The organism is Streptomyces sp. NPDC049597 (genome assembly GCF_040675505.1).
Classification (GTDB): Bacteria; Actinomycetota; Actinomycetes; order Streptomycetales; family Streptomycetaceae; genus Streptomyces.
The window spans coordinates 18,330-37,919 of sequence record NZ_JBFAOY010000039.1; the positions used below are offsets into that span (position 1 = coordinate 18,330).

14 protein-coding genes, 2 tRNA genes and 1 riboswitch are annotated in these 19,590 nt (G+C 72.7%); of the genes, 11 read left to right on the forward strand and 5 right to left on the reverse strand.

The features are described from left to right. Positions 1-47 precede the first annotated feature (47 nt). From AB0K02_RS29910 to AB0K02_RS29945, 8 genes are all read left to right on the forward strand, one after another. Positions 48-398: a metallopeptidase family protein gene (locus tag AB0K02_RS29910; protein WP_307714680.1), complete on the forward strand. Its 351-nt coding sequence runs from the start codon at positions 48-50 to the stop codon at positions 396-398. Continuing rightward, positions 395-874, forward strand: a complete 480-nt coding sequence (locus AB0K02_RS29915; RefSeq protein WP_365995694.1) for a CrcB family protein — start codon at positions 395-397, stop codon at positions 872-874. Before AB0K02_RS29910 ends, AB0K02_RS29915 begins: the two co-directional genes overlap by 4 nt. After that, positions 871-1,233, forward strand: coding sequence for a fluoride efflux transporter CrcB (gene crcB, locus AB0K02_RS29920; RefSeq protein ID WP_365995695.1), 363 nt, complete (start codon positions 871-873; stop codon positions 1,231-1,233). The genes AB0K02_RS29915 and crcB overlap by 4 nt, the downstream gene beginning before the upstream one ends. A gap of 165 nt (positions 1,234-1,398) precedes the next feature. After that, entirely contained in the window at positions 1,399-1,914 is a 516-nt protein-coding gene (locus AB0K02_RS29925; protein WP_365995696.1) for a hypothetical protein, read from the forward strand. Between the two features lie 258 nt (positions 1,915-2,172). Continuing rightward, positions 2,173-4,311, forward strand: a complete 2,139-nt coding sequence (locus AB0K02_RS29930; protein ID WP_365995697.1) for a DEAD/DEAH box helicase — start codon at positions 2,173-2,175, stop codon at positions 4,309-4,311. A gap of 266 nt (positions 4,312-4,577) precedes the next feature. Continuing rightward, entirely contained in the window at positions 4,578-7,613 is a 3,036-nt protein-coding gene (locus tag AB0K02_RS29935; RefSeq protein WP_365995698.1) for an FG-GAP-like repeat-containing protein, read from the forward strand. A 105-nt stretch (positions 7,614-7,718) separates the two neighbouring features. Further along, a tRNA-Lys gene (locus AB0K02_RS29940) sits at positions 7,719-7,791 on the forward strand. Between the two features lie 602 nt (positions 7,792-8,393). Beyond that, a complete protein-coding gene (locus AB0K02_RS29945) occupies positions 8,394-10,007 on the forward strand; it encodes a phosphodiester glycosidase family protein (RefSeq protein ID WP_365995699.1) in 1,614 nt (537 codons plus the stop codon). A 147-nt stretch (positions 10,008-10,154) separates the two neighbouring features. Here AB0K02_RS29945 and AB0K02_RS29950 read toward each other — a convergent pair whose 3' ends face one another. Beyond that, positions 10,155-11,153, reverse strand: coding sequence for a peptidoglycan recognition family protein (locus AB0K02_RS29950; protein WP_365995700.1), 999 nt, complete (start codon positions 11,151-11,153; stop codon positions 10,155-10,157). A gap of 115 nt (positions 11,154-11,268) precedes the next feature. Continuing rightward, positions 11,269-12,147, reverse strand: a complete 879-nt coding sequence (gene sigJ, locus AB0K02_RS29955) for an RNA polymerase sigma factor SigJ (RefSeq protein WP_365995701.1) — start codon at positions 12,145-12,147, stop codon at positions 11,269-11,271. 251 nt (positions 12,148-12,398) lie between these two features. On the opposite strand from sigJ, the gene AB0K02_RS29960 reads away from it, so the two are divergent. The 3 genes from AB0K02_RS29960 (at position 12,399) to AB0K02_RS29970 (ending at position 15,420) form a co-directional block, all read left to right on the forward strand. Then, a tRNA-Met gene (locus AB0K02_RS29960) sits at positions 12,399-12,472 on the forward strand. Between the two features lie 268 nt (positions 12,473-12,740). Beyond that, entirely contained in the window at positions 12,741-13,943 is a 1,203-nt protein-coding gene (locus tag AB0K02_RS29965) for a PP2C family protein-serine/threonine phosphatase (RefSeq protein WP_365995716.1), read from the forward strand. Positions 13,944-14,211: 268 nt separating this feature from the next. Further along, positions 14,212-14,368, forward strand: a riboswitch (cyclic di-AMP (ydaO/yuaA leader). 11 nt (positions 14,369-14,379) lie between these two features. Further along, positions 14,380-15,420: a M23 family metallopeptidase gene (locus AB0K02_RS29970; RefSeq protein WP_365995702.1), complete on the forward strand. Its 1,041-nt coding sequence runs from the start codon at positions 14,380-14,382 to the stop codon at positions 15,418-15,420. 168 nt (positions 15,421-15,588) lie between these two features. Here AB0K02_RS29970 and AB0K02_RS29975 read toward each other — a convergent pair whose 3' ends face one another. The 3 genes from AB0K02_RS29975 to lhgO form a co-directional block, all read right to left on the reverse strand. Then, on the reverse strand, positions 15,589-16,941 hold the full coding sequence (locus AB0K02_RS29975) for a PrsW family intramembrane metalloprotease (RefSeq protein WP_365995703.1): 1,353 nt from the start codon (positions 16,939-16,941) through the stop codon (positions 15,589-15,591). 112 nt (positions 16,942-17,053) lie between these two features. Continuing rightward, a complete protein-coding gene (gene trmB, locus AB0K02_RS29980) occupies positions 17,054-17,845 on the reverse strand; it encodes a tRNA (guanosine(46)-N7)-methyltransferase TrmB (protein ID WP_365995704.1) in 792 nt (263 codons plus the stop codon). A gap of 374 nt (positions 17,846-18,219) precedes the next feature. After that, the gene (lhgO, locus tag AB0K02_RS29985; protein WP_365995705.1) at positions 18,220-19,461 is read right to left on the reverse strand and encodes an L-2-hydroxyglutarate oxidase; all 1,242 of its coding nucleotides are present in this window, start codon (positions 19,459-19,461) and stop codon (positions 18,220-18,222) included. Positions 19,462-19,590: the final 129 nt, after the last annotated feature.

Below are 19,590 nucleotides of genomic sequence, written 5' to 3' on the forward strand. Positions count from 1 at the left end.
CCATGCCGGGGCGGCGCGGTCCGCGTGCCGTGCGTGACAATGGCCGGGTGCTGGAGATGACGCGCGAGGAGTTCGAGGAACTGGTCGCCGAGGCCCTGGACAGGATCCCGCCCGAACTGACGCGGCTGATGGACAACGTCGCCGTGTTCGTCGAGGACGAACCCACCCCGGACGACCCCGAGCTGCTCGGGCTCTACGAGGGGACTCCGCTGACGGACCGCGGCGAGTGGTACGCGGGTGTGCTGCCGGACCGGATCACCATCTACCGCGGCCCGACCCTGCGGATGTGCGAGACCCGTGAGGACGTCGTCGCCGAGACCGAGATCACCGTGGTGCACGAGATCGCCCACCACTTCGGTATCGACGACGAGCGGCTGCACGCCCTGGGGTACGGGTGAGTTCCGGCCCCGGGAGCGCCGGAGAGGCCATCGACCCGGACGTCGATCTGCACGTCCCGGCGCAGCGCGCGGAGCTGGCCGGCGCCCACAAGTGGGCGGTGCTCGGGGCGATCTCGGCCGGCGGCGCGGTGGGTGCGACGGCTCGGTACGGGGCGACGCGGCTGTGGCCCACGCCGGAGGGGGCGTTCCCCTGGGCAGTCTTCTGGGTGAACGTGGTGGGCTGCGCCCTGATCGGCGTGCTGATGGTCCTCGTGAGCGAAGGCGGCCGGTCCGCGCATCCGCTGGTGCGGCCGTTGCTCGGTGTGGGCGTGCTGGGGGGCTTCACGACCTTCTCGACGTACGCGCTCGACTTCACCGAACTGCTGGAGCGCGAGGAGGCGGGCGCGGCACTGGCGTACGCGGGCGGCACGGTCGCCGGTGCGCTGGCCGCCGTGTGGGCGGCGGCCTCGGTGACGCGGTGGGCGGTCCGGCGGTGAGCTGGCTGCTCGTGATCCTGGGCGCGGCGGTCGGCGCCCCGCTGCGCTACCTGACGGACCGCGCGGTGCAGGCGCGGCACGACTCGGTGTTCCCCTGGGGGACGTTCACGGTGAACGCCGTGGGCAGTCTTGTCCTCGGCGTCCTGGCCGGGGCGTCGGTGTCGTCGGGTACGTACGCGCTGCTCGGCACGGGGCTGTGCGGTGCGCTCACGACGTACTCCACGTTCTCCTACGAGACGCTGCGGCTGGCCGAGCGCGGCTGGAGGTTCCTGGCCGTGGCGAACGTGGCCGCTTCGCTGCTGGTGGGGCTCGGATCGGTGTTCCTGGGCGTGGAATTGGCGCGCGGCATCGTGGGCTGAGGGGGCCGGGAGGCGTGTCCCCCGCGGGGTCACGGGAGTTGGGCAGGGCGACCCGCGAACCCGTGTCCCGGAGGTGCCCCCGTGCGCCAGTTGTCAGCCCCCGGCCGGACGGCCGTCTGGATCGCCGCCTCCTTGGCGGCCCTGGCCTCGACAGGCTGTATGAGCGTGAGCGAAGACGAGGGCCGCAAGCCCGCGCCCAGCACCTCGGCGGAGCCGCGCGGGGCGGCGGCGGAGCCGGACGGCGGTCACGGGGCGCCGGGCGGCGCGCAGCGCCCCGTCGGGCACGGCGAGGAGGAGCGGGACGGGAAGGGCGCGACGGCGGACGACGCCGAAAAGGGGCCGGAGGCCGAGGGATCGCCGAGCCCGAGCGGTGCGGCGAGCAGCGGGGCGAGCGGTGGGGCGGCGACGCCGGGCGGGAAGCCTGCGAAGCCGGGGACGAAGCCGACGCCGCCGCACGGCGGCGGGTCCCCGCCCGCGACCCAGCAGCCCCCGACCCTCCCTCCGCCCCAGTCGCCCACGCCCCCGGCGAGCCCGACGCCGCAGCCGAGCGAGCCGACGGACCCGCCGCCGGCGTCGTCGGCGCCCGAGGTGCACGCCGGGGCGATGCGGTCGGTCGAGCACCCGGGCGGCCACGGGGGCGGCACCGAGCCCATGGCGTCGCCGCAGGACAGACCGGCGTAGATCCCGGGCGGGGGCGGGAGTCGGCCCCGCCCTCGCCCGGACGGCGGATGTAACGCGGGTCACGCGCAGGCGGTTTGCCTTTGCCCGGGGAGGGTGCGTATGGTGGTAGATCGTTTGATCCCATTGCCCGGCGCCGAAACGGAAGCGCGCCGTGTGGCGCGTATCTCCCTAGCCGTGGCTGACCGCATCGAGGCGGTCGAATTGCGAATTCACGGGGTTTGGGCGCGTGCCGAGACTCCGGAAGGTTTCGCATTTCGCATGTCCACTTTCAGTACTGATCACGCCGTCATGCCCGAGAACGACACGCTCGACGAGACGGTCTCCGTGGCCGCCGAGACGGTCGCCGACGAGCCCCAGCAGCCCCAGGTCACGTTCGCGGACCTCGGCCTGCCCGAGGGCGTCGTCCGCAAGCTCGCCCAGAACGGCGTGACCACCCCCTTCCCGATCCAGGCAGCGACCATCCCGGACGCCCTGGCCGGCAAGGACATCCTCGGCCGCGGCCGCACCGGCTCCGGCAAGACGCTCTCCTTCGGTCTCCCGCTGCTCGCCACCCTGGCCGGCGGCCACACCGAGAAGAAGAAGCCGCGCGGCGTCATCCTCACCCCGACCCGCGAGCTCGCGATGCAGGTCGCGGACGCCCTCCAGCCGTACGGCGACGTGCTCGGCCTCAAGATGAAGGTCGTCTGCGGCGGTACGTCCATGGGCAACCAGATCTACGCGCTCGAGCGCGGCGTCGACATCCTCGTCGCCACCCCGGGCCGTCTGCGCGACATCATCAACCGCGGCGCCTGCTCCCTGGAGGACGTCCGGGTCGCGATCCTCGACGAGGCCGACCAGATGTCCGACCTGGGCTTCCTGCCCGAGGTCACCGAGCTGCTGGACCAGGTCCCGGCCGGCGGCCAGCGCATGCTCTTCTCCGCCACGATGGAGAACGAGATCAGCACCCTGGTCAAGCGCTACCTGACCGACCCCGTCAGCCACGAGGTCGACAGCGCGCAGGGCAACGTCACGACCATGACGCACCACGTGCTCGTCGTGAAGCCCAAGGACAAGGCGCCGGTCACCGCCGCCATCGCCGCGCGCAAGGGCCGCACGATCATCTTCGTCCGCACCCAGCTGGGCGCCGACCGCATCGCGGAGCAGCTGCGCGACTCCGGTGTGAAGGCCGACGCGCTGCACGGCGGCATGACGCAGGGCGCCCGTACGCGCACGCTGGCCGACTTCAAGGACGGCTACGTCAACGCGCTCGTCGCGACCGACGTCGCCGCCCGCGGCATCCACGTCGACGGCATCGACCTCGTCCTGAACGTGGACCCGGCCGGCGACCACAAGGACTACCTGCACCGCTCGGGGCGTACCGCCCGCGCCGGCAAGTCCGGCACGGTCGTGTCCCTGTCGCTGCCGCACCAGCGCCGCCAGATCTTCCGCCTCATGGAGGACGCGGGCGTCGAGGCGTCGCGCCACATCGTCGGCGGCGCGGGCGCGTTCGACCCGGAGGTCGCGGAGATCACCGGCGCGCGTTCGCTCACCGAGGTCCAGGCCGACTCCGCGAACAACGCCGCCAAGCAGGCGGAGCGCGAGGTCGTCGAGCTGACCCGCCAGCTGGAGCGCGTGCAGCGCCGCGCGGCCGAGCTCCGCGAGGAGGCCGACCGCCTGGTGGCGCGTGCCGCCCGCGAGCGCGGCGAGGACCCGGAGGCCGCGGTCGCCGAGGTGACCGAGGCCGCCGAGGCCGAGATCGCGGCCGTGCCCGAGGCGCAGCCGGAGCGTGAGTCCCGCGAGGAGCGCCCCGCGTACGACCGTCGTGACGACCGCGGCAACTTCGAGCGCCGTGACCGGGACCGTGGCGACCGCGGCGGGTTCCGCCGTGACGAGCGCCGTGACGACCGTGGCGGCCGTTCGTTCGAGCGTCGTGACAACGACCGTGGTGGCTTCCGCCGCGACAACGACCGCCGGGACAACGACCGTGGCGGCTTCAACCGCGAGCGCGGCTTCGACCGCGACCGTGGCTTCGAGCGTCGTGACGACCGCCGTGACGGTGAGCGTGGTGGCTTCCGCCGCGACGAGCGTCGTGACAACGACCGTGGCGGGTTCCGCCGCGACGACCGCCGGGACGGTGACCGCGGTGGCTTCCGCCGTGACGACCGTGGCGGCCGTTCGTTCGAGCGCCGTGACAACGACCGTGGCGGCTTCCGCCGCGACGACCGCCCGTCCGCGCACCGCGGCAGCGACCGTCCGTACGGCCGCCGCGACGACCGCCCCTCGGGCGGCTTCCGCTCCGGTGGCGAGCGCCACGACCGTCCGTACGGCCGCCGTGACGACCACCGCGGCGCCGGTTCGAACTCCGGCTCCTTCGGTGGCCGCCGTGACGACAAGCCGCGCTGGAAGCGCAACGGCTGACGCTGTGTGACCTGCTGGGACAGGGCCCGTACGACACTTCGGTGGCGTACGGGCCCTGTTGCGTTGAACGGGTTCGAAAGTGCCTTCCGCCGCTGGTGGGGCTGCTGTTACAGTCGGCCCACTTGCATGGGGGCGGGTGCGGCCGGGGGGCCTTCACACACTGCTGTTCAGCACGGGCACCGCTGATTTCCCCATGCCTCTCTTATGCATCCCGGGGAGGGACCCGAGTGCCTCGAAGCGCTCTCGTACGCCATTCCATCGCAGCCGTGGCCGCAGCGACCCTTGTCGCCGGCGTCGGCCCCTTCGCGCTCACGGCCACCGCGGCCGAGGGCAGCGGAGTCGTCTTCCCGGCGGCCGCCGCGCCGCAGCCGCGGACCGTCGTCCCGCTCGTCGCGGGTCCCACCGGTTACCTGCGCTACGAGCAGGGCGTCGGGCATTTCTGGAGCACCTATGCCGGTGACTCCTCCCCGATCTCCACCTCCCAGGAGGGTCCGGAGGCCGACGGCACCTACGGCGCGGGCTTCGACGGCTTCGCCTCGTACATGGACAACCCGGGGTCCATGCCGGACGAGGTCCGGCTGGTGAACATGGCCACGGACAGCGTCAGCCGCCTCACGATCCCGAGCGGGCACGAGTACATCGGTGCCTTCGGTTCCACCGTCGTCACCTTCACTCGGGCGACGTCGACCGCCCCGCGCGCGTGGCATCTGCTCCGGCTGGTGAACGGCTCCGTGCAGGTCACGCCCGTGACCGGCTGGCCGGAAGGCGCGCAGCCGCCCGCCAGGGCGGTGACCGGGGGCGCGGACGGCATCCTCGCCACCTACGAGGTGGGCGGCGTCTCCCGCTCCGCCTGGGTCGATCTGGCCTCGGCGCAGGTCCGCACCGTGCCCGCCGACGCGACCGTTGCGCCGGTGTCCACCGTTCAGGGCCCGACCGAGATCGTGGAGTGGGCGAAGGACGGCAAGGCGCGCTTCTACGCCAAGGGAGGCGCCGACGCGCCGGGTCCGCTCACCCTGACCGGAACGGCCGATCTCCCGTACAACGAGGGCGATGTGCTGCTCGGCGTCGTCGGTGACCGGCTGATCGTCGGCCGCGCCTCCGGCCAGGCGTCCTCCGCCCCGTACCGGGTGGTCTCCGTGCCGCGCACGGGCGGGGACGAGACCACGCTCTTCACCCACGGGCGCGGGCAGGTGATGGCGGCTCCGGACGGCGGGCTGCTGCTGATCGCCGGTGCGGCCGCCGACGCGCTGGGCGTCCAGCGGCTCCGGGCGGAGGGGGACGGGACGACCGCGGCCGAGCTCGTCGACGTCACCCCCCTCACCTCGAAGCCACGGTCGTTCACCTTCAGCCATGGACAGCTCCACTCCCTGGAGCGGATGCCGGACGAGACCAATTCCTACCGTTCGCGGACGGTTTCGGTCACGGGTGAGCTGACGGCCGGGACGACGGTGGAGCGCGGCGACTTCGGGTTCCCCCTCCAGGAGTGCGACACGAACGGCTGTCCGGAGCCCTTGGCCACCGGCGATGGACGGATGGTCGTCCAGCCGCCCTACGGGTCGCAGCTCGACCCGCTTGTGGTCGAGCAGGGCGCGACCTCGGGGCGCGTCCTCACCGGCGAAGTCACGAACGTTCAAATTTATGACGTCTCCGGGCGCTACGCGATCGGCAGCGGACGGACCCAGACCGGCGAGTGGGTGACGAACACCGCGTTCGATCTGGACACGGGCAAGCGGCTCGCCACGTTCGAGGTGCCCTTCGACTACGACCTGTACGGCGACACCCTCTGGACGCAGGGCAAGGTGAACGGAACGGTCGTCGGCTACGACGTCCGTACCGGCGCCGTGAAGCGCACGATGGATCTGGGAACCGGTTGCCGGGCGGAGTTCCTCAAGGTCACGGCCCACTGGCTGAGCTGGACCTGTGCCGGCACCCCCGACAGGGGCGGTATCCACGACCTCGACAAGAACACCAACCGGAACTACACGGAGCCGTTCTCGCAGCTCGGTGACGGCTACGTCGTCCAGGGCGAGGGCCGGGAGGTGCGGGTCATCGACGTCCGCGGTCCCGAGCCGGTCCTCAAAGAGACGTACCTGACGAGCGACGACAACTTCGAGTCCGGGCTGTACACGATCGACACCGCCGCCGGCCGTGTCGCCTACCAGGAGAACGCCGCCGGTGACATCCGGGTGGCCGATCTCGGGATCCCGGCCTCGCCGCTGGCCCGTATCGATTCCGACGTGGCGACGGGTGCGAACCTGAAGGCGGGTGCCTGGAAGCCGCGCTGGTGGCTGTCGAAGCCGGCCGCGTCCTGGACGCTGACGCTGACGCACAAGGCGACCGGCACCGTGGCACGCACCCTGACCGGGGGCGAGGCGCGCGGCGTGGTCAGCCCGGTGTGGGACGGCAAGGACGCGAACGGGCGGCTCGTGGGGAACGGCGCGTACTCCTGGTCGCTGAGCGTGAAGCCCGCCGACGGCCAGGGCGCGGATCTGACGGAGGCGGGTGCGGTGGCCGTTACCGGGGCCGCGCCGGTGTGGCGTGATCTCGTCGGGGACGACGGTTTCGGCGACCTGCTGGTGATGGACTCGACGGGTCTCGTGTCGCTGTACAAGGGCACGGGCACGGGCGGGTTGTCGTCGCGGATCGCGGGGACGGGGACGAAGTTCGCGACGACGGCGGTGCTGGTGCCGTTCGGCGACGTGAACGGCGACCGCTGCAACGACGTGCTGGTCCGTGCCGGGAACGAGCTGCGTGCGTACCGGCAGGGCTGCGGGAAGGTCGTGTCGGCTTCTTCGCCGTACACATCGGTGGGTACGGGCTGGGGCCAGTACGACGTGCTGACGTCACCGGGCGATGTGAACGCCGACGGCTACGCCGACCTGATCGCGCGTCAGGCGACGACAGGTGACATGTACTTCTACGCGGGAACGGCCGATCACCGGTTCAAGGGCCGGGTGAAGATCGGCACCAACTGGAAGACGTACGCGAAGATCGTCGGCGCGGGCGACCTGAACGGCGACGGGCGCGGTGACCTGCTCGGCGTCGACCAGGCGGGCGTGCTGTGGCGGTACTACGGCACGGCCACCGGTGGCGTCACGCCGCGGGTGAAGCTGGCGACGGGCTGGGGTGGCTACACCTCGGTCGTCGGGGTCGGCGACATCGGCGGTGACGGGAAGCCGGACCTCCTGGGCCGTACGGGTGACGGCCGGCTGTACCGGCACAGTGCGACGGGGAGCGGGACCCTGGCGGCCCGGGTGCTGATCGGCACGGGCGGCTGGCAGGCGTTCAAGGGCCTGTACTGACGTGCCCCCGCCGCGGTCCGGGGTGACCGGGCCGCGGCGGGACAGGCCAGTACGGGATACCCGATCGGTTATGGGGATCTCTTTGGTTATGCTCAGGTGTGCCGAGGGCCGTTAGCTCAATTGGCAGAGCAGCGGACTTTTAATCCGTTGGTTGTGGGTTCGAGTCCCACACGGCCTACCGTCGGCAGGGGTGGCAGAGCGCACCTGACCTGCTACGCAGCGCCTCGATCGGTTTCGACCGGTCGGGGCGCTGCGTCCTTTCCGGCCTCGTGTGGGGGGCGCGGTGCGCGAGGGGGCGTCCTGGCGGGAGCCGCTGAGGAGACACCCTGGCGGGCTCGGGACCGGCGTGGCGGCGGCTCCTGTCCGGCTTCGCCGACCTGTGGGAGAAGGCGCGCGTACGTATCCGGGGGTCGGCGTGACCGTGGAGTGCCGCAGCGCCTCCTTGATCGTGTGGAGACCGTCACCGTCGCCGTCTCGGATGAACGTGATCAGATGCCGGCTGATCGAGCACGCAAAGCCGAGTGAAAGTGATGCAGCGTCAGCAAACTGGCATATCGGACGGCAGGTAACTCCGCGCCCTCCGGCCGGGCTACGCGCCCCACACCCCCAACATCCCACGAGCAGAAGGCCAGTGCCCCGCGTCGCGCAGCGCGAACGGGGCAATCATCTCCTCGGACCGCAGCCTTTCCTCTAGCTGCCTCGTCCGTTGAACTCCGAGCCATCTCACGGCAATCGACTGCGCCTTGCCTTGCCTTACGTTCCGACGACGGAAGGACGCCCATGCAGCGCAAGTCCCTTTCCCTCATGGCGGCGGCTGCGACTGTGCTGGTCGCGGCCGCGGCCACGCCCCTCGCGGAGGCCGCGTCGCCGCACCCCTCGGCGGCCCCGGCATCAGCCGTCCGCTTCGCGAACCAGCCGCTCAGGCCCAGCGCCCCGCCGGTGACCACCACCGTGGCGCCCGGAGCGACGCTGACCTCGATGACGTTCGGCAAGCAGGATGCCAACGACCGGTGGACCGTTCACATCTATCTGCCGGCCACCCCCGACGGCCCGCTCGCCTCCGCGGGCACGGCGCTCGGTCCCGAGACCACCGCCTACCGCGTGGCCGCGGCGCTGCGCGAGAAGGGGTTCGAGCCGCGGGTCGAGAGGGTCGCATCACCGGCGTTCGCCGACCGCCGCCCCGGAACGCTCGGCTGGACCGTCCGCATCGGCCGCTACGTGGACGCCGCCGACGCGACGGCCGTGCTGGGCCGGGTCAAGGCGGCCGGCTTCGCCGGCGGTACGCGCTACACGGCGCAGGACGGCACCGACGCCCACGCACCGCAGAAGGTCCACGTGCTCCGGCTCGACTTCCGCACCTTCGGCGGCACGGTGGGCACGGACTTCGGGCCCGCGCTCAACGGAACCGAGACGCTGACGGACCTCATGGCGTCGACGGGCGCGATAGCCGGCGTCAACGGCCAGTGGTTCTACAACAACGCGCCTGGCGGCATGTACGTGAAGGACGGCAAGCTGATCGGCTCCGCCACCCAGGGCCGGGCCGGCGTGAAGCTGACCCGCGGCGGGCGGTCCGTCGACGTGGACACGTTCACCGCGCACGTGACGCTCCGGGCCGGCGCGGAGAGCGTCGAGATCGACGGGGTGAACCGCCTGCCCGGCGTCGTCTGGAACTGCGGCGGCGTCGGCGGCGACCTGCCGACCGAGAAGGCGCAGCACGACCTGCGGTGCACGGACAGCAGCGAGCTGGTGCGGTTCACCCCGGAGTGGGGCAAGCCCCCGGCCGGCCCGGGTGCGGAAGCCGTGCTCGACGCGAACGGCCGCGTGACCGCGGTGAACACCTCACGCGGAGCCCGCGTGCCCGCCGGAGGTTCGACCGTCCAGGCGATCGGCGAGAGCGCCGACTGGCTGCTGGCGCACGCCGCGGTCGGCGAGACGCTGACGTTCACCGAGCAGGTGAGGGACAGCAGCGGCCGCCTGGTGGAGCTCACCCCGGACACGACGATCCTCCAGGTCGGCCCGACCCTGGTCAGGGACGGGCGGGTGTCGGTCAACGCCCAGCAGGACGGCATCATCCGCGACGGCGCGGACCAGACCTTCACGTACAACTGGACCGTGCGCAGCAATCCGCGCTCGATGATCGGCGTCGACTACTGGGGCAGGATGCTGCTTGTCGTCGTCGACGGCCGGCAGGCCGGTTACAGCGAGGGGCTGGGTGTCGCGGAGGCCGCGCGGCTGATGCGGCAGCTCGGTGCGCGTGAGGCGATGAACCTCGACGGCGGAGGTTCCAGCGTCATGGCCACGGCGGAGTCGGGAGTCGTCAACCGGCCGTCGGACGCGACCGGTCAGCGTCCGCTCGGCAACGTGCTGCTCGTGCACCCGCGCGCGACCTCCTGATCGAGGCAGTGGCCCTGGCAGGTCGGGGTCTCCTCCGACCTGCCGGGGCACCTCGACGGGGTTCGACCGGCTGGAATGCTCTGTGGTCTCGGGCCTCGGAGGCGAGATCCGGGGCCGGCGCGCGGCGGGCCGCGAGTCCGGCGGTCGTCACGACCAGGACAGGCCGCGGATCCAGGAGGACGTGATCGAGGCGGACGCGGAGTCCGTCGACGAGGCCGGGAAGTAGACGGCCTCGAAGCGGACCTTCTCGTCCGCGGCGACGGAGCCGGCGTGTGGGAAGTCCAGGAAGCTCGAACCCGAGGTGGTCAGGCGCTCCACGATCGGGCCGGTCCAGCGCGTGCCGTCGGGGCGCAGGTGGTAGAAGCGGCCCTGGACCGTCCCGCCCGCGGGCGCCGTCAGGGTCAGGTGCATGGCGCCGGTGTAGCGCACGGCGGACGTGAGCAGGTCCGCCGAGCCCACCGGGACGGTCGTCCAGTGGCCGGGGGACAGCGTCATGTCGGCGGCAGAGGCGAGATTCCAGTTGTCGGGCATGTCGTCCTCCTCGGACGGCGGGGCGGATGCGAGACGTACGGCGATGCGCTCGCGCATGGACGCCATCGTGAACCCGCGCGGGTCGACCTTCCCCGGCTGCCACTCGAGGTGGCCGATCACGCTGCGGTGGGTCCATCCGTGGGCCCGGCAGATCGCGGCGGCAGCCTGCTCGATCGCTTCGAGCTGGGCGGCGGGCCACGGGTCCTGGCCGTCACCGAGGTTGATGCACTCGAAGCCGTAGAAGTGGCGGTTGCCGTCGGTGTTCGCCTCGTCGTCGGGAGGCAGCGCGCTCTCCGCGATCACGGCGCGCAGGACGTCGTCGTCGCCGAGGCCCGCGTGGTTCGCCCGGCCGTTGCCGACCAGGTAGACCGTGCCGTCCTTGGCGATGACGCCGTGGCACAGCGGTCCGGGCAGCTGGGAGTAGCCGTTGTAGCAGAGTTCCACCGAGGACTCGGTGCCTGAGGTGACGGTGTGGTGGACCATCACGCCGTGCACCGGGGCCCACGGGCCCACATGGTTGCGGTTGTGGGTGCGCCAGTCGCGGTACTCCACCACGCGCAGTCCCTCGTTCCGCAAGGCGGTGAGCAACTGGTCGGCGGACAGCGGTTCGGCCATCGGGTCTCCTCTCGGTGTGCGTCACGGTGTGGTCGCGCAGCGATCGGCGAGTCAGTGGTGAAATACCCAACCGCCGTGTGGGCCACCCCGATTGGGCCCCTGTCGTCGGCGCCGCTCACGCCCCGGGCGCGGCCAGGTCGAGGGCCTTCAGCCGTTCCGGGTCCCGCAGGATGTTGATCTCGACGATCCGGCCGCCGCTCACCGTGAACGCCATCACCGACACCGGCACCCCGTCCGTCGCCGCGACCACGCCCGCCGCCCCGTTGACCAGGCACGGGCGGGCCACCTCGGCGAGGCGGGCGAAGGTGATCGCCTGGCCGGCGACCGCCTCGGCACCGCGGACCAGTGCGCCCGGACGCAGCGCGCCGCCGTCGGAGCGGGCCACCACGTCCGGGTCGAGGACCGCGATGAGGGCCTCGAAGTCGCCGCCCCGCGCCGCCGTGAGGAACGCGTCGACGGCCTCGCGCTGCCGGCCGAGGTCGGCGTCCGGGACTGCGGCCGTCCCCTGCACCCTGCGGCGGGCCCGGCTCGCCAGCTGGCGCGCGGCCGCCGGGGTGCGGCCCACCACGGGGGCGATCTCGTCGAACGGCACCGCGAACATGTCGTGCAGCACGAAGGCGAGTCGTTCCGCCGGAGCCAGCGTCTCCAGGACGACCAGCAGCGCCAGGCCGACCGCGTCGGCGAGCAGGACCTCGTGCTCGGGGTCGAGCGCGTCCGCCCCGGTGACGATCGGCTCGGGCAGACGGGTCTCCATCGGCTCCTCGCGCCGTGACGCACGGGTACGGAGCATGTCCAGGCAGACCCGGCCGACCACGGTGGTCAGCCAGCCGCCCAGGTTCTCGACGCGTTCGGAGCCGGAGCGGCTCAGACGCAGCCAGGCCTCCTGGACGGCGTCGTCGGCTTCGGTCAGCGAGCCGAGCATCCGGTACGCGACCGCGCGCAGGTGCGCGCGGTGCTCCTCGAAGCGCTGCGCCAGGAAGTCGTGCTCGTTCATCGTCCGCCCCGTGTCCGTCGTCGTCCGGCCTGTCACAGCATTGACGGAGTGCGCGGCGCGGATGTGACGCGAACGGTGCCACCAGGCCGGATGTGCCGGGACGAGGCCGAAAAGCGTGGCCGCGGAGGCCGAAAACGTCGCCGCGGGGGCCGAAAACGCGGCGGAGACGACCTGTGGGGCCGGATCGGCGGGACCGGACCGGTAAATGGGAGTGGATCTTGCTCCGGATGGCGTAAGGTGGTGTTCACCGACGCGGGGTGGAGCAGCTCGGTAGCTCGCTGGGCTCATAACCCAGAGGTCGCAGGTTCAAATCCTGTCCCCGCTACTGAAGACGGCGGCCCGGCAATCGAGATGATCGATTGCCGGGCCGCCGTCGTTTCCGTCGTCGGTTGCGCCCTCGTTTTCGGCGTCGTGACCTGGGCTTCTGTGCGGCCGGACGTGGCAAGTCGCCGCGCGCCCCCGGGGCGCGCAGCATGGGAAGTGCGCGGCACCGGTCCGTGGCCGTGGGTGGAGCGGCAGGGAGAACACCTGTGGGGCGAGAACAGCGCAGCAGCTACGGCGCGCCGTGGTTCGTCCGTCTCCTGCCCGCCGTGATGATCGCCGCCGGCATCGTCTTCGACCTGCTGACGCCGGCCCGTTTCACCGCGGTGCCGCTCTTCGCCGCGGCCCCGCTCATCGCGGCGCCGATCGTCACCTGGGTCGTGACGCTGCTCACCGGTATCGCCGCCGTCCTGGCCACGACGGGCCTGCACACCTACAACAACACCATCGCCCAGATCACCGCCTTCACGGAGACGAGCACGGTGCTCACCGTGGCGGCTCTCGCGCTGCTGATCAACGGGGTCGTGAGGCGCAGCAGCGCGCGGCTCGCCTCGGCGCGGGTGATCGCCGAGGCCGCGCAGCGCGCCGTGCTGCCCACGCCCGCGGACCGGATCGCCGGTCTGCACATCGCGGCGCGCTACGAGGCGGCGCAGGCGGACGCGTTCATCGGCGGTGACCTCTTCGCCGTGCAGGACACCCCGCACGGGGTGCGGCTGATCGTCGGGGACGTGCGCGGCAAGGGGATGGAGGCGGTGGCGGCCGTCGCCGTGCTGATCGGGGCCTTTGGGGAGGCGGCCGAGCAGGAGACCTCGCTCGAAGGCGTGGCACGGCGGCTGGAGCGGGCGTTGAAGCGCGAGGACATGCGGCGGGAGGGGCTTGACGCCATCGAGGGGTTCACCACCGCCGTGCTCGGCGAGATCCCGCCCAGCGACGGTGTGGGGGACGGGACCGTACGGCTGGTGAACCGCGGGCATCCCGACCCGCTGGTGCTGCACGCCGACGGCGAGCTGGACGTGCTGGAGCCGTCCGAGGCCGCGCTGCCCCTGGGGATGGGCGACTTGGGCCTGTGGCCCGACCGCGCGGAGGAGTATCCGCTGCCCGCCGGCGCGACGCTGCTGCTGTACACGGACGGCCTGTCCGAGGCCCGTGACGCCCGAGGCGTCTTCTACGACCCGGGTGAACGACTCCGGGGAAGCGTCTTCCCCGGCCCCGAGGGCCTGCTCGACGCGCTGGTCGAGGACGTGCGCCGGTACACGGGCGGCAGGTCCACGGACGACATGGCGCTCCTGGCGGTCGGCAGGCCCGGGGTGGGGCAGCCGGAACGGCGGCGGACGGTGCCGGTCGTGTCCGCCGACGGCGCGTCCCGGACGCAGGGGCGGCGCGCGGTGCGTGGCGCGGGCGGCGCCCGCCCGGCGCGGGGGGTACGGCACACCGACGGCGGGTGGCGGAGCAGCGGGCACGGCACGCCGGACTGAGGGGCGCAGCCCGAGGGGACGGCGAACGCTCAGCACATCAGTACGGTGTGTAGCCAAACGGTGTCACTCTGCATAACATTTGACGCAACGTCAGGTGATGTCGCCGGCCTGAAGGGTGATCAAGTCGCCCGATTCCGCCTGCTTCTGTCCTGGTAAGTCCTGGCCGCGGGCGTTAATGATCAGCCGGAACAGCTTGGAATCCGGCCCCGGCTTCTATTAACGTTCGATAACGCAGCGCGGTCGTCCCAGCCGTCGCAAGAGACGGCACCGTGCGCACGCGCCGAATCCCGCAAGGGAACCGGGGAACCACCAATTGGGGTGAATCGGGCATCGTTTGCCGCTCAGTCCGCGGCCGAGGACGCCCGTAGGAGACCTTCCTGCTCCGAACCCGTCAGCTAACCCGGTAGGCGAGAAGGAAGGAAAGGAGTACGCCTTCGTGGCGTCCAACATGCCTGCCCCCGAGGCCCCGTTCGTGCCCGCTCACTTCGGCGGCGACACCGCGGAGCGGACGTGGGAGGAATGGAATCCCACCGAGGAATCCATCCGTCCGGTGCGCGGCCGGCACCGCGTCGTCAAGCAGCGCGGCGGGCTCGCCCGCAGCTCCACCGTCCTCGGCGTCGGTGTCATCGCCGCGGTCGGCGCCGGTGGCATAGCGACCGCCCAGGACAAGCCGGCGGTCTCCATCTCCCTTCCGGACTCGATCGCGGACAAGCTCCCCGACGCCGCGTCACTTCCGGGCGTGGGCTCCCTCCTCTCCGACGACTCCGGCTCCGAGGCGAACGCGGCCCCCCTGACCGCGATGACGACCGTCGCCGATGGCGGGACGGGTGCCGACGGGCAGTCGGCCGGCGCCGGCGAGGCCCTGCGCGCCCGCATCCTCCAGCAGGTCGAGCAGCAGCGCGCCGAGGCGGACGCCGAGGCGAAGGCCGCCGCCGAGAAGCTGGCCGCCGAGCAGGCCGCCGCCGCGGCGGCGAAGCAGCAGAGCGAGGCCGAGGCCCAGGCGGCCGAGGAGAAGCGGAAGGCCGAGGAGGCCGCGCGGGCCAAGGAGGAGGCGGAGCGCCTCGCCAAGCTCGCCGCGAGCTACGCCCTGCCCACCTCCTCGTACACGATCACCTCCACGTACGGCGAGTCCGGCTCCATGTGGTCCTCCGGCCAGCACACCGGTCTGGACTTCGCCGCTCCCACGGGCACCCCGGTCAAGGCGGTCCACGGCGGCACGATCAAGTCGGCCGGCTGGTCCGGTTCGTACGGCTACCGCATCGTGCTGGAGCTGGAGGACGGCACCGAGGTCTGGTACGCCCACCTGTCGTCGATGACCGCGAGCGCGGGCCAGACGGTCGCCACAGGCGAGACCATCGGCCGCGTCGGCGCGACCGGCAACGTCACCGGGCCGCACCTGCACATGGAGGTGCACACCGCGGGCGGCTCCGGCCTCGACCCGATGGCCTGGCTGCGGGACAAGGGCCTCACGATCTGATCGAGGGCAGCGGCCGACGGCGCGCGGTACGGGGTTCGGGTGCCGCGCGTCCCCGTGTCCGCGCCGTCCCCGGTGGCGCCTGTGCGCGGCGGCAGGGCGCGGACGCGACGCCGACGACGCCTCGTGCGAGGCGGGCGGGGCGCGGCAGCTGCGACGAGGGCCGCGCGGTCAGCGGCGGTACGGGTTGTAGCCGGAGTAGTCGCGGTGCGGGGGCGGTACGGCGACCCGGCCCGTGGCCCGCGCCGCGTACACGAGCGCGGGCGCGGCCACGTCCCTGCGCCGCCACAGGTGGTGCAGCAGCTCCCGCTCGCGCTCCGCGAAGTCCGGTCCCGCGGCGCCGCGGTGGGCCCGGTGGCGCAGAGAGGCGAGCGACGTCGCGAACGCCTCGTACTCGGAGACCGCGTGGCCCGCGGCAGGGCCGTACGTCCGCCGTGCCCAGTCGCGCGCCATCGTGCGGGCGCGCATCGAGGACAGCGCCTGCGGCTCCGCGTCCGCCAGCCAGCCCGCCGCCGCGTACGCCGGCAGCTCGCTCGATATCGTGCGCAGCTCGCGCTGCCGGGTCCATATGGTCAGCCAGGTCAGCAGCCCGAAGGCGGGCACCATGAACGCCGCGTACACCCCGTAGAAACCCCACGGGCCGAACAGCGAAACCGAGCCGTTCCACAGGGCGTGCATGCCCATCGCGAGGACGAGGCCGAGCAGGGGCAGCGCGATGCGCCGTATGCGCCGACGGGGCGCGGCGAGTGCGGCAAGGCCGAAACCGATGCCGGTGAGCACCGTGAACAACGGGTGCGCGAACGGCGACATCACGATCCGCACGAAGAACGTCGCCGCGGTGACCGAGGCCAGGCCCGAGGTGCCGAACGCCTGGTCCTCGCCGTAGGCGTTGCCGAGGTACAGGATGTTCTCGGTGAAGGCGAAGCCGGTCGCCGTCACGCCCGCGACCACCACCCCGTCCACGAGGCCGGTGAAGTCCCGTCTTCGGAAGAGGAAGAGGAGCAGGACCGACGCCGCCTTGGCGCTCTCCTCGACGACCGGTGCTATGACCGTCGCGCCCAGGGTGTCGGCGGAAGCGGGATCGGCGGTGGCGGTGGCGATCCAGCGGGTCGCGAAGGTGTTCGCGAGGATCGCGATCAGGGCGGCGGCGCACGCGCCCCAGGCGAAGGCGAACAGCAGATTCCGCCAGGGGCCGGGCTCCACCCGGTCCAGCCAGCGGAACGCCGCCACCAGCAGCGGCACCGGCAGCGTCGCGAGGCCGAGGCCGATCAGGAAGCCCTGGGTGCCGGTCTGTTCCCGTACGAGCGCGAGGATCACCAGTCCGCACAGCCCGAGCAGAGTGATCAGCACACCCGCCCGGACCGCACGGCTGCGCCACAGACGGGCGGCACGCATCCGGCGGCGCCGCGCGGCGGTCTGCGGCACGCCGCCGGCCGGCCCGCCGCCCTGCTCCTGCCGGCACGGGGGCACCGCCGGATGCGGCGGGCGGCTCGCCATCGTGTGCTGCGCGGACGACTGGGACACCTGTCGACCCTAACGAGAGGCACCGACAACCGGCGAGGGTGCGGCGAGGTGCGCGGTACGTCACCGTGTCCGCACCGCATCGGTCAGGGCCCGACGGCGAGGGCCCGCGCGGTCACGCCTGCGGCAGCACCCGGCGGAACAACAGGTCGTGGACCTTGTGGCCCTTGTCCAGACCCTGGCCCTCGAAGCGGGTCAGCGGACGGAATGCGGGACGCGGGGCGTAGCCGCCGTCCGGGACGGTGTTCTCGAAGTCCGGGTGTGCGGTGAGGACGTCGAGCATCTGCTCGGCGTACGGCTCCCAGTCGGTCGCGCAGTGCAGGACAGCCCCGGGTCGAAGCCGCTGGGCGGCCAGCGTCAGGAACTCCGGCTGGATCAGCCGCCGCTTGTGGTGGCGCTTCTTGGGCCAGGGATCCGGGAAGTAGACGCGCATGCCGTCGAGCGAACGGGGCGGCAGCATCTCGCGCAGCAGGATGATGGCGTCGCCGTTGGCGACCCGCACGTTGGTCAGGCCGTTCCGCTCGGCGAGGCCGAGCAGGTTGCCCTGGCCCGGTGTGTGCACGTCGACGGCGAGGATGCCGGTGTCCGGATCGTCGGTGGCCATCTGCGCGGTGGCCTCGCCCATCCCGAACCCGATCTCCAGGACGACGGGCAGCCCGCCGAACATCTCGTCGAGGTCGAGCACCCGGTGCCCGTCGATGTCGAGTCCCCACACCGGCCACAGCCGTTGCAGCGCGTCGCCCTGCCCGGCGGTCACCCGGCTGCGGCGCGGCTGGAAGCTGCGGATGCGCCGCTCATGATGCGACCCGGCCGGATCGGCGGCGGGCCCGCCGGGGAAACGCGGCTCGCCCTTGGCGCGGATTATTGGGCGCGGGGTGTCGGGGGTGGTGTTTCGAGACTCAGACACAATGCCTCGATTCTACGAGGCCGGCCGCGGGGCCCTGCCGGGCGCGGGAGGGGCCGGGCGCGTGGGCCGACCGGGCCGGAGCCCGCCGGGCCCCTCCGGGCGCGGGGCCTGCCGCGCCCGGGCCCTTCCGGACCGGAGTCCGCCGGGCCCAGGCCTTTCAGGACCGGAGTCCGCCCGCCCGGCGTTGCCGCGTCGGTGCGCCCGGGGCGTGTCCGGTCGCCCTGTCGCGTGAGTGCCCCTGGCTCGTCCGCCCCGCCTTGCCGCGTCGGCGTGTCCGGAGGGTGGCCGGTCGCCTCGCCGCGTCGGTGCGCCCGGTGCGTGTCCGGTCGCCTTGCCGCGTCGGTGCCGGAGCCCGACCGCCCTGCCCTGCCATGTCAGTGCCCGGGCGCGTCCGCGTGGTGGATCCGGTCCTCCTTCAGGGCCTGGAGCGCGCGGCGGGCCACCTCCCGGCCGATCGGGAGGGACGCCGTGGCCGCCGGGGACGGGGCGTTCAGCACGTGGACCGTCCGCGGCGCCTCGCGGATCAGGAAGTCGTCGGCCAGCGTCCCGTCCCGCAGCACCGCCTGGGCCCGCACTCCGGCCAGGGCGGGGCGCAGGTCGTCCTCGGACACGGCCGGGAGCAGCCGGCGCACCGCCTGCGTGAAGGCGCGCTTGGACAGGGAGCGGTGCAGCTCGCCGGCCCCGTAACGCCAGTGCCGGCGGGCGATCTGCCAGGAACCCGGCCAGCGCAGGGTCTCCGCGAGCTCCAGGGGGCGCACGGCCGACCAGGTGTAGCCCTCGCGGGCCAGGGCCGGGACGGCGTTGGGACCGACGTGGACACCGCCGTCGATGCCGCGGGTCAGATGTACCCCGAGGAACGGGAACGCCGGGTCCGGCACCGGATAGACCAGGCCGCGGACGAGAGCGGGGCGGGTCAGCTCGTAGTACTCCCCACGGAAGGGGACGATCCGCATCCCCGGGTCGTCGCCCGCGAGCCTCGCCACCCGGTCGCAGTGCAGCCCCGCGCAGTTCACCAGGACCCGCGCGCGCACCACCGTCCCCGAAGCCGTGCGCACCGCGACGCCCCACGGCCGGCGGTCGACGGCGGTGACCTCCTCGCCGTATCGCACATCCGCGTCGGACGCCCGCGCGAACTGCGCCGCCACCGCGCCGTAGTCGCAGACGCCGGTCGTGCCGACGTGGATCGCGGCGAGGCCGCGCACCTCGGGCTCGTACTCGGCGATCTGCGCCGGGCCCAGCTCGCGCACGGGGATGCCGTTCTCCCGGCCGCGCTGGACGAGGGCGTGCAGCCGCGGCAGCTCCTCGCGCTCCGTGGCGACGATCAGCTTCCCCGTGACCTGGTGGTCGATGCCGTACTCCGCGCAGAACTTGACCATCTCGGCCGCGCCGCGCACCGCGAACCGGGCTTTCAGGGAGCCGGGCCGGTAGTAGATGCCGCTGTGGATCACGCCGCTGTTGCGCCCGGTCTGATGCCGGGCCGGTCCCTGCTCCTTCTCCAGGACCGTCACCCGGGTCCCGGGCGCCGAACGCGTGAGGGCATACGCCGCCGACAGGCCGACGATCCCGCCGCCCACCACCAGCACGTCGCAGTCGAAGCTCCGCCCGGACGCCGTCACCGCGTCACCTCCCACCCCGATAGTGCACTGGCCCGCCGACAATGCGCTTAAACCAGCGTGGACCGAGGGGCGCGCGTCACCTGCTCACATCCCGTCCCGGCCGGACCCTCCGCCGTCCCGCCTCGTCGT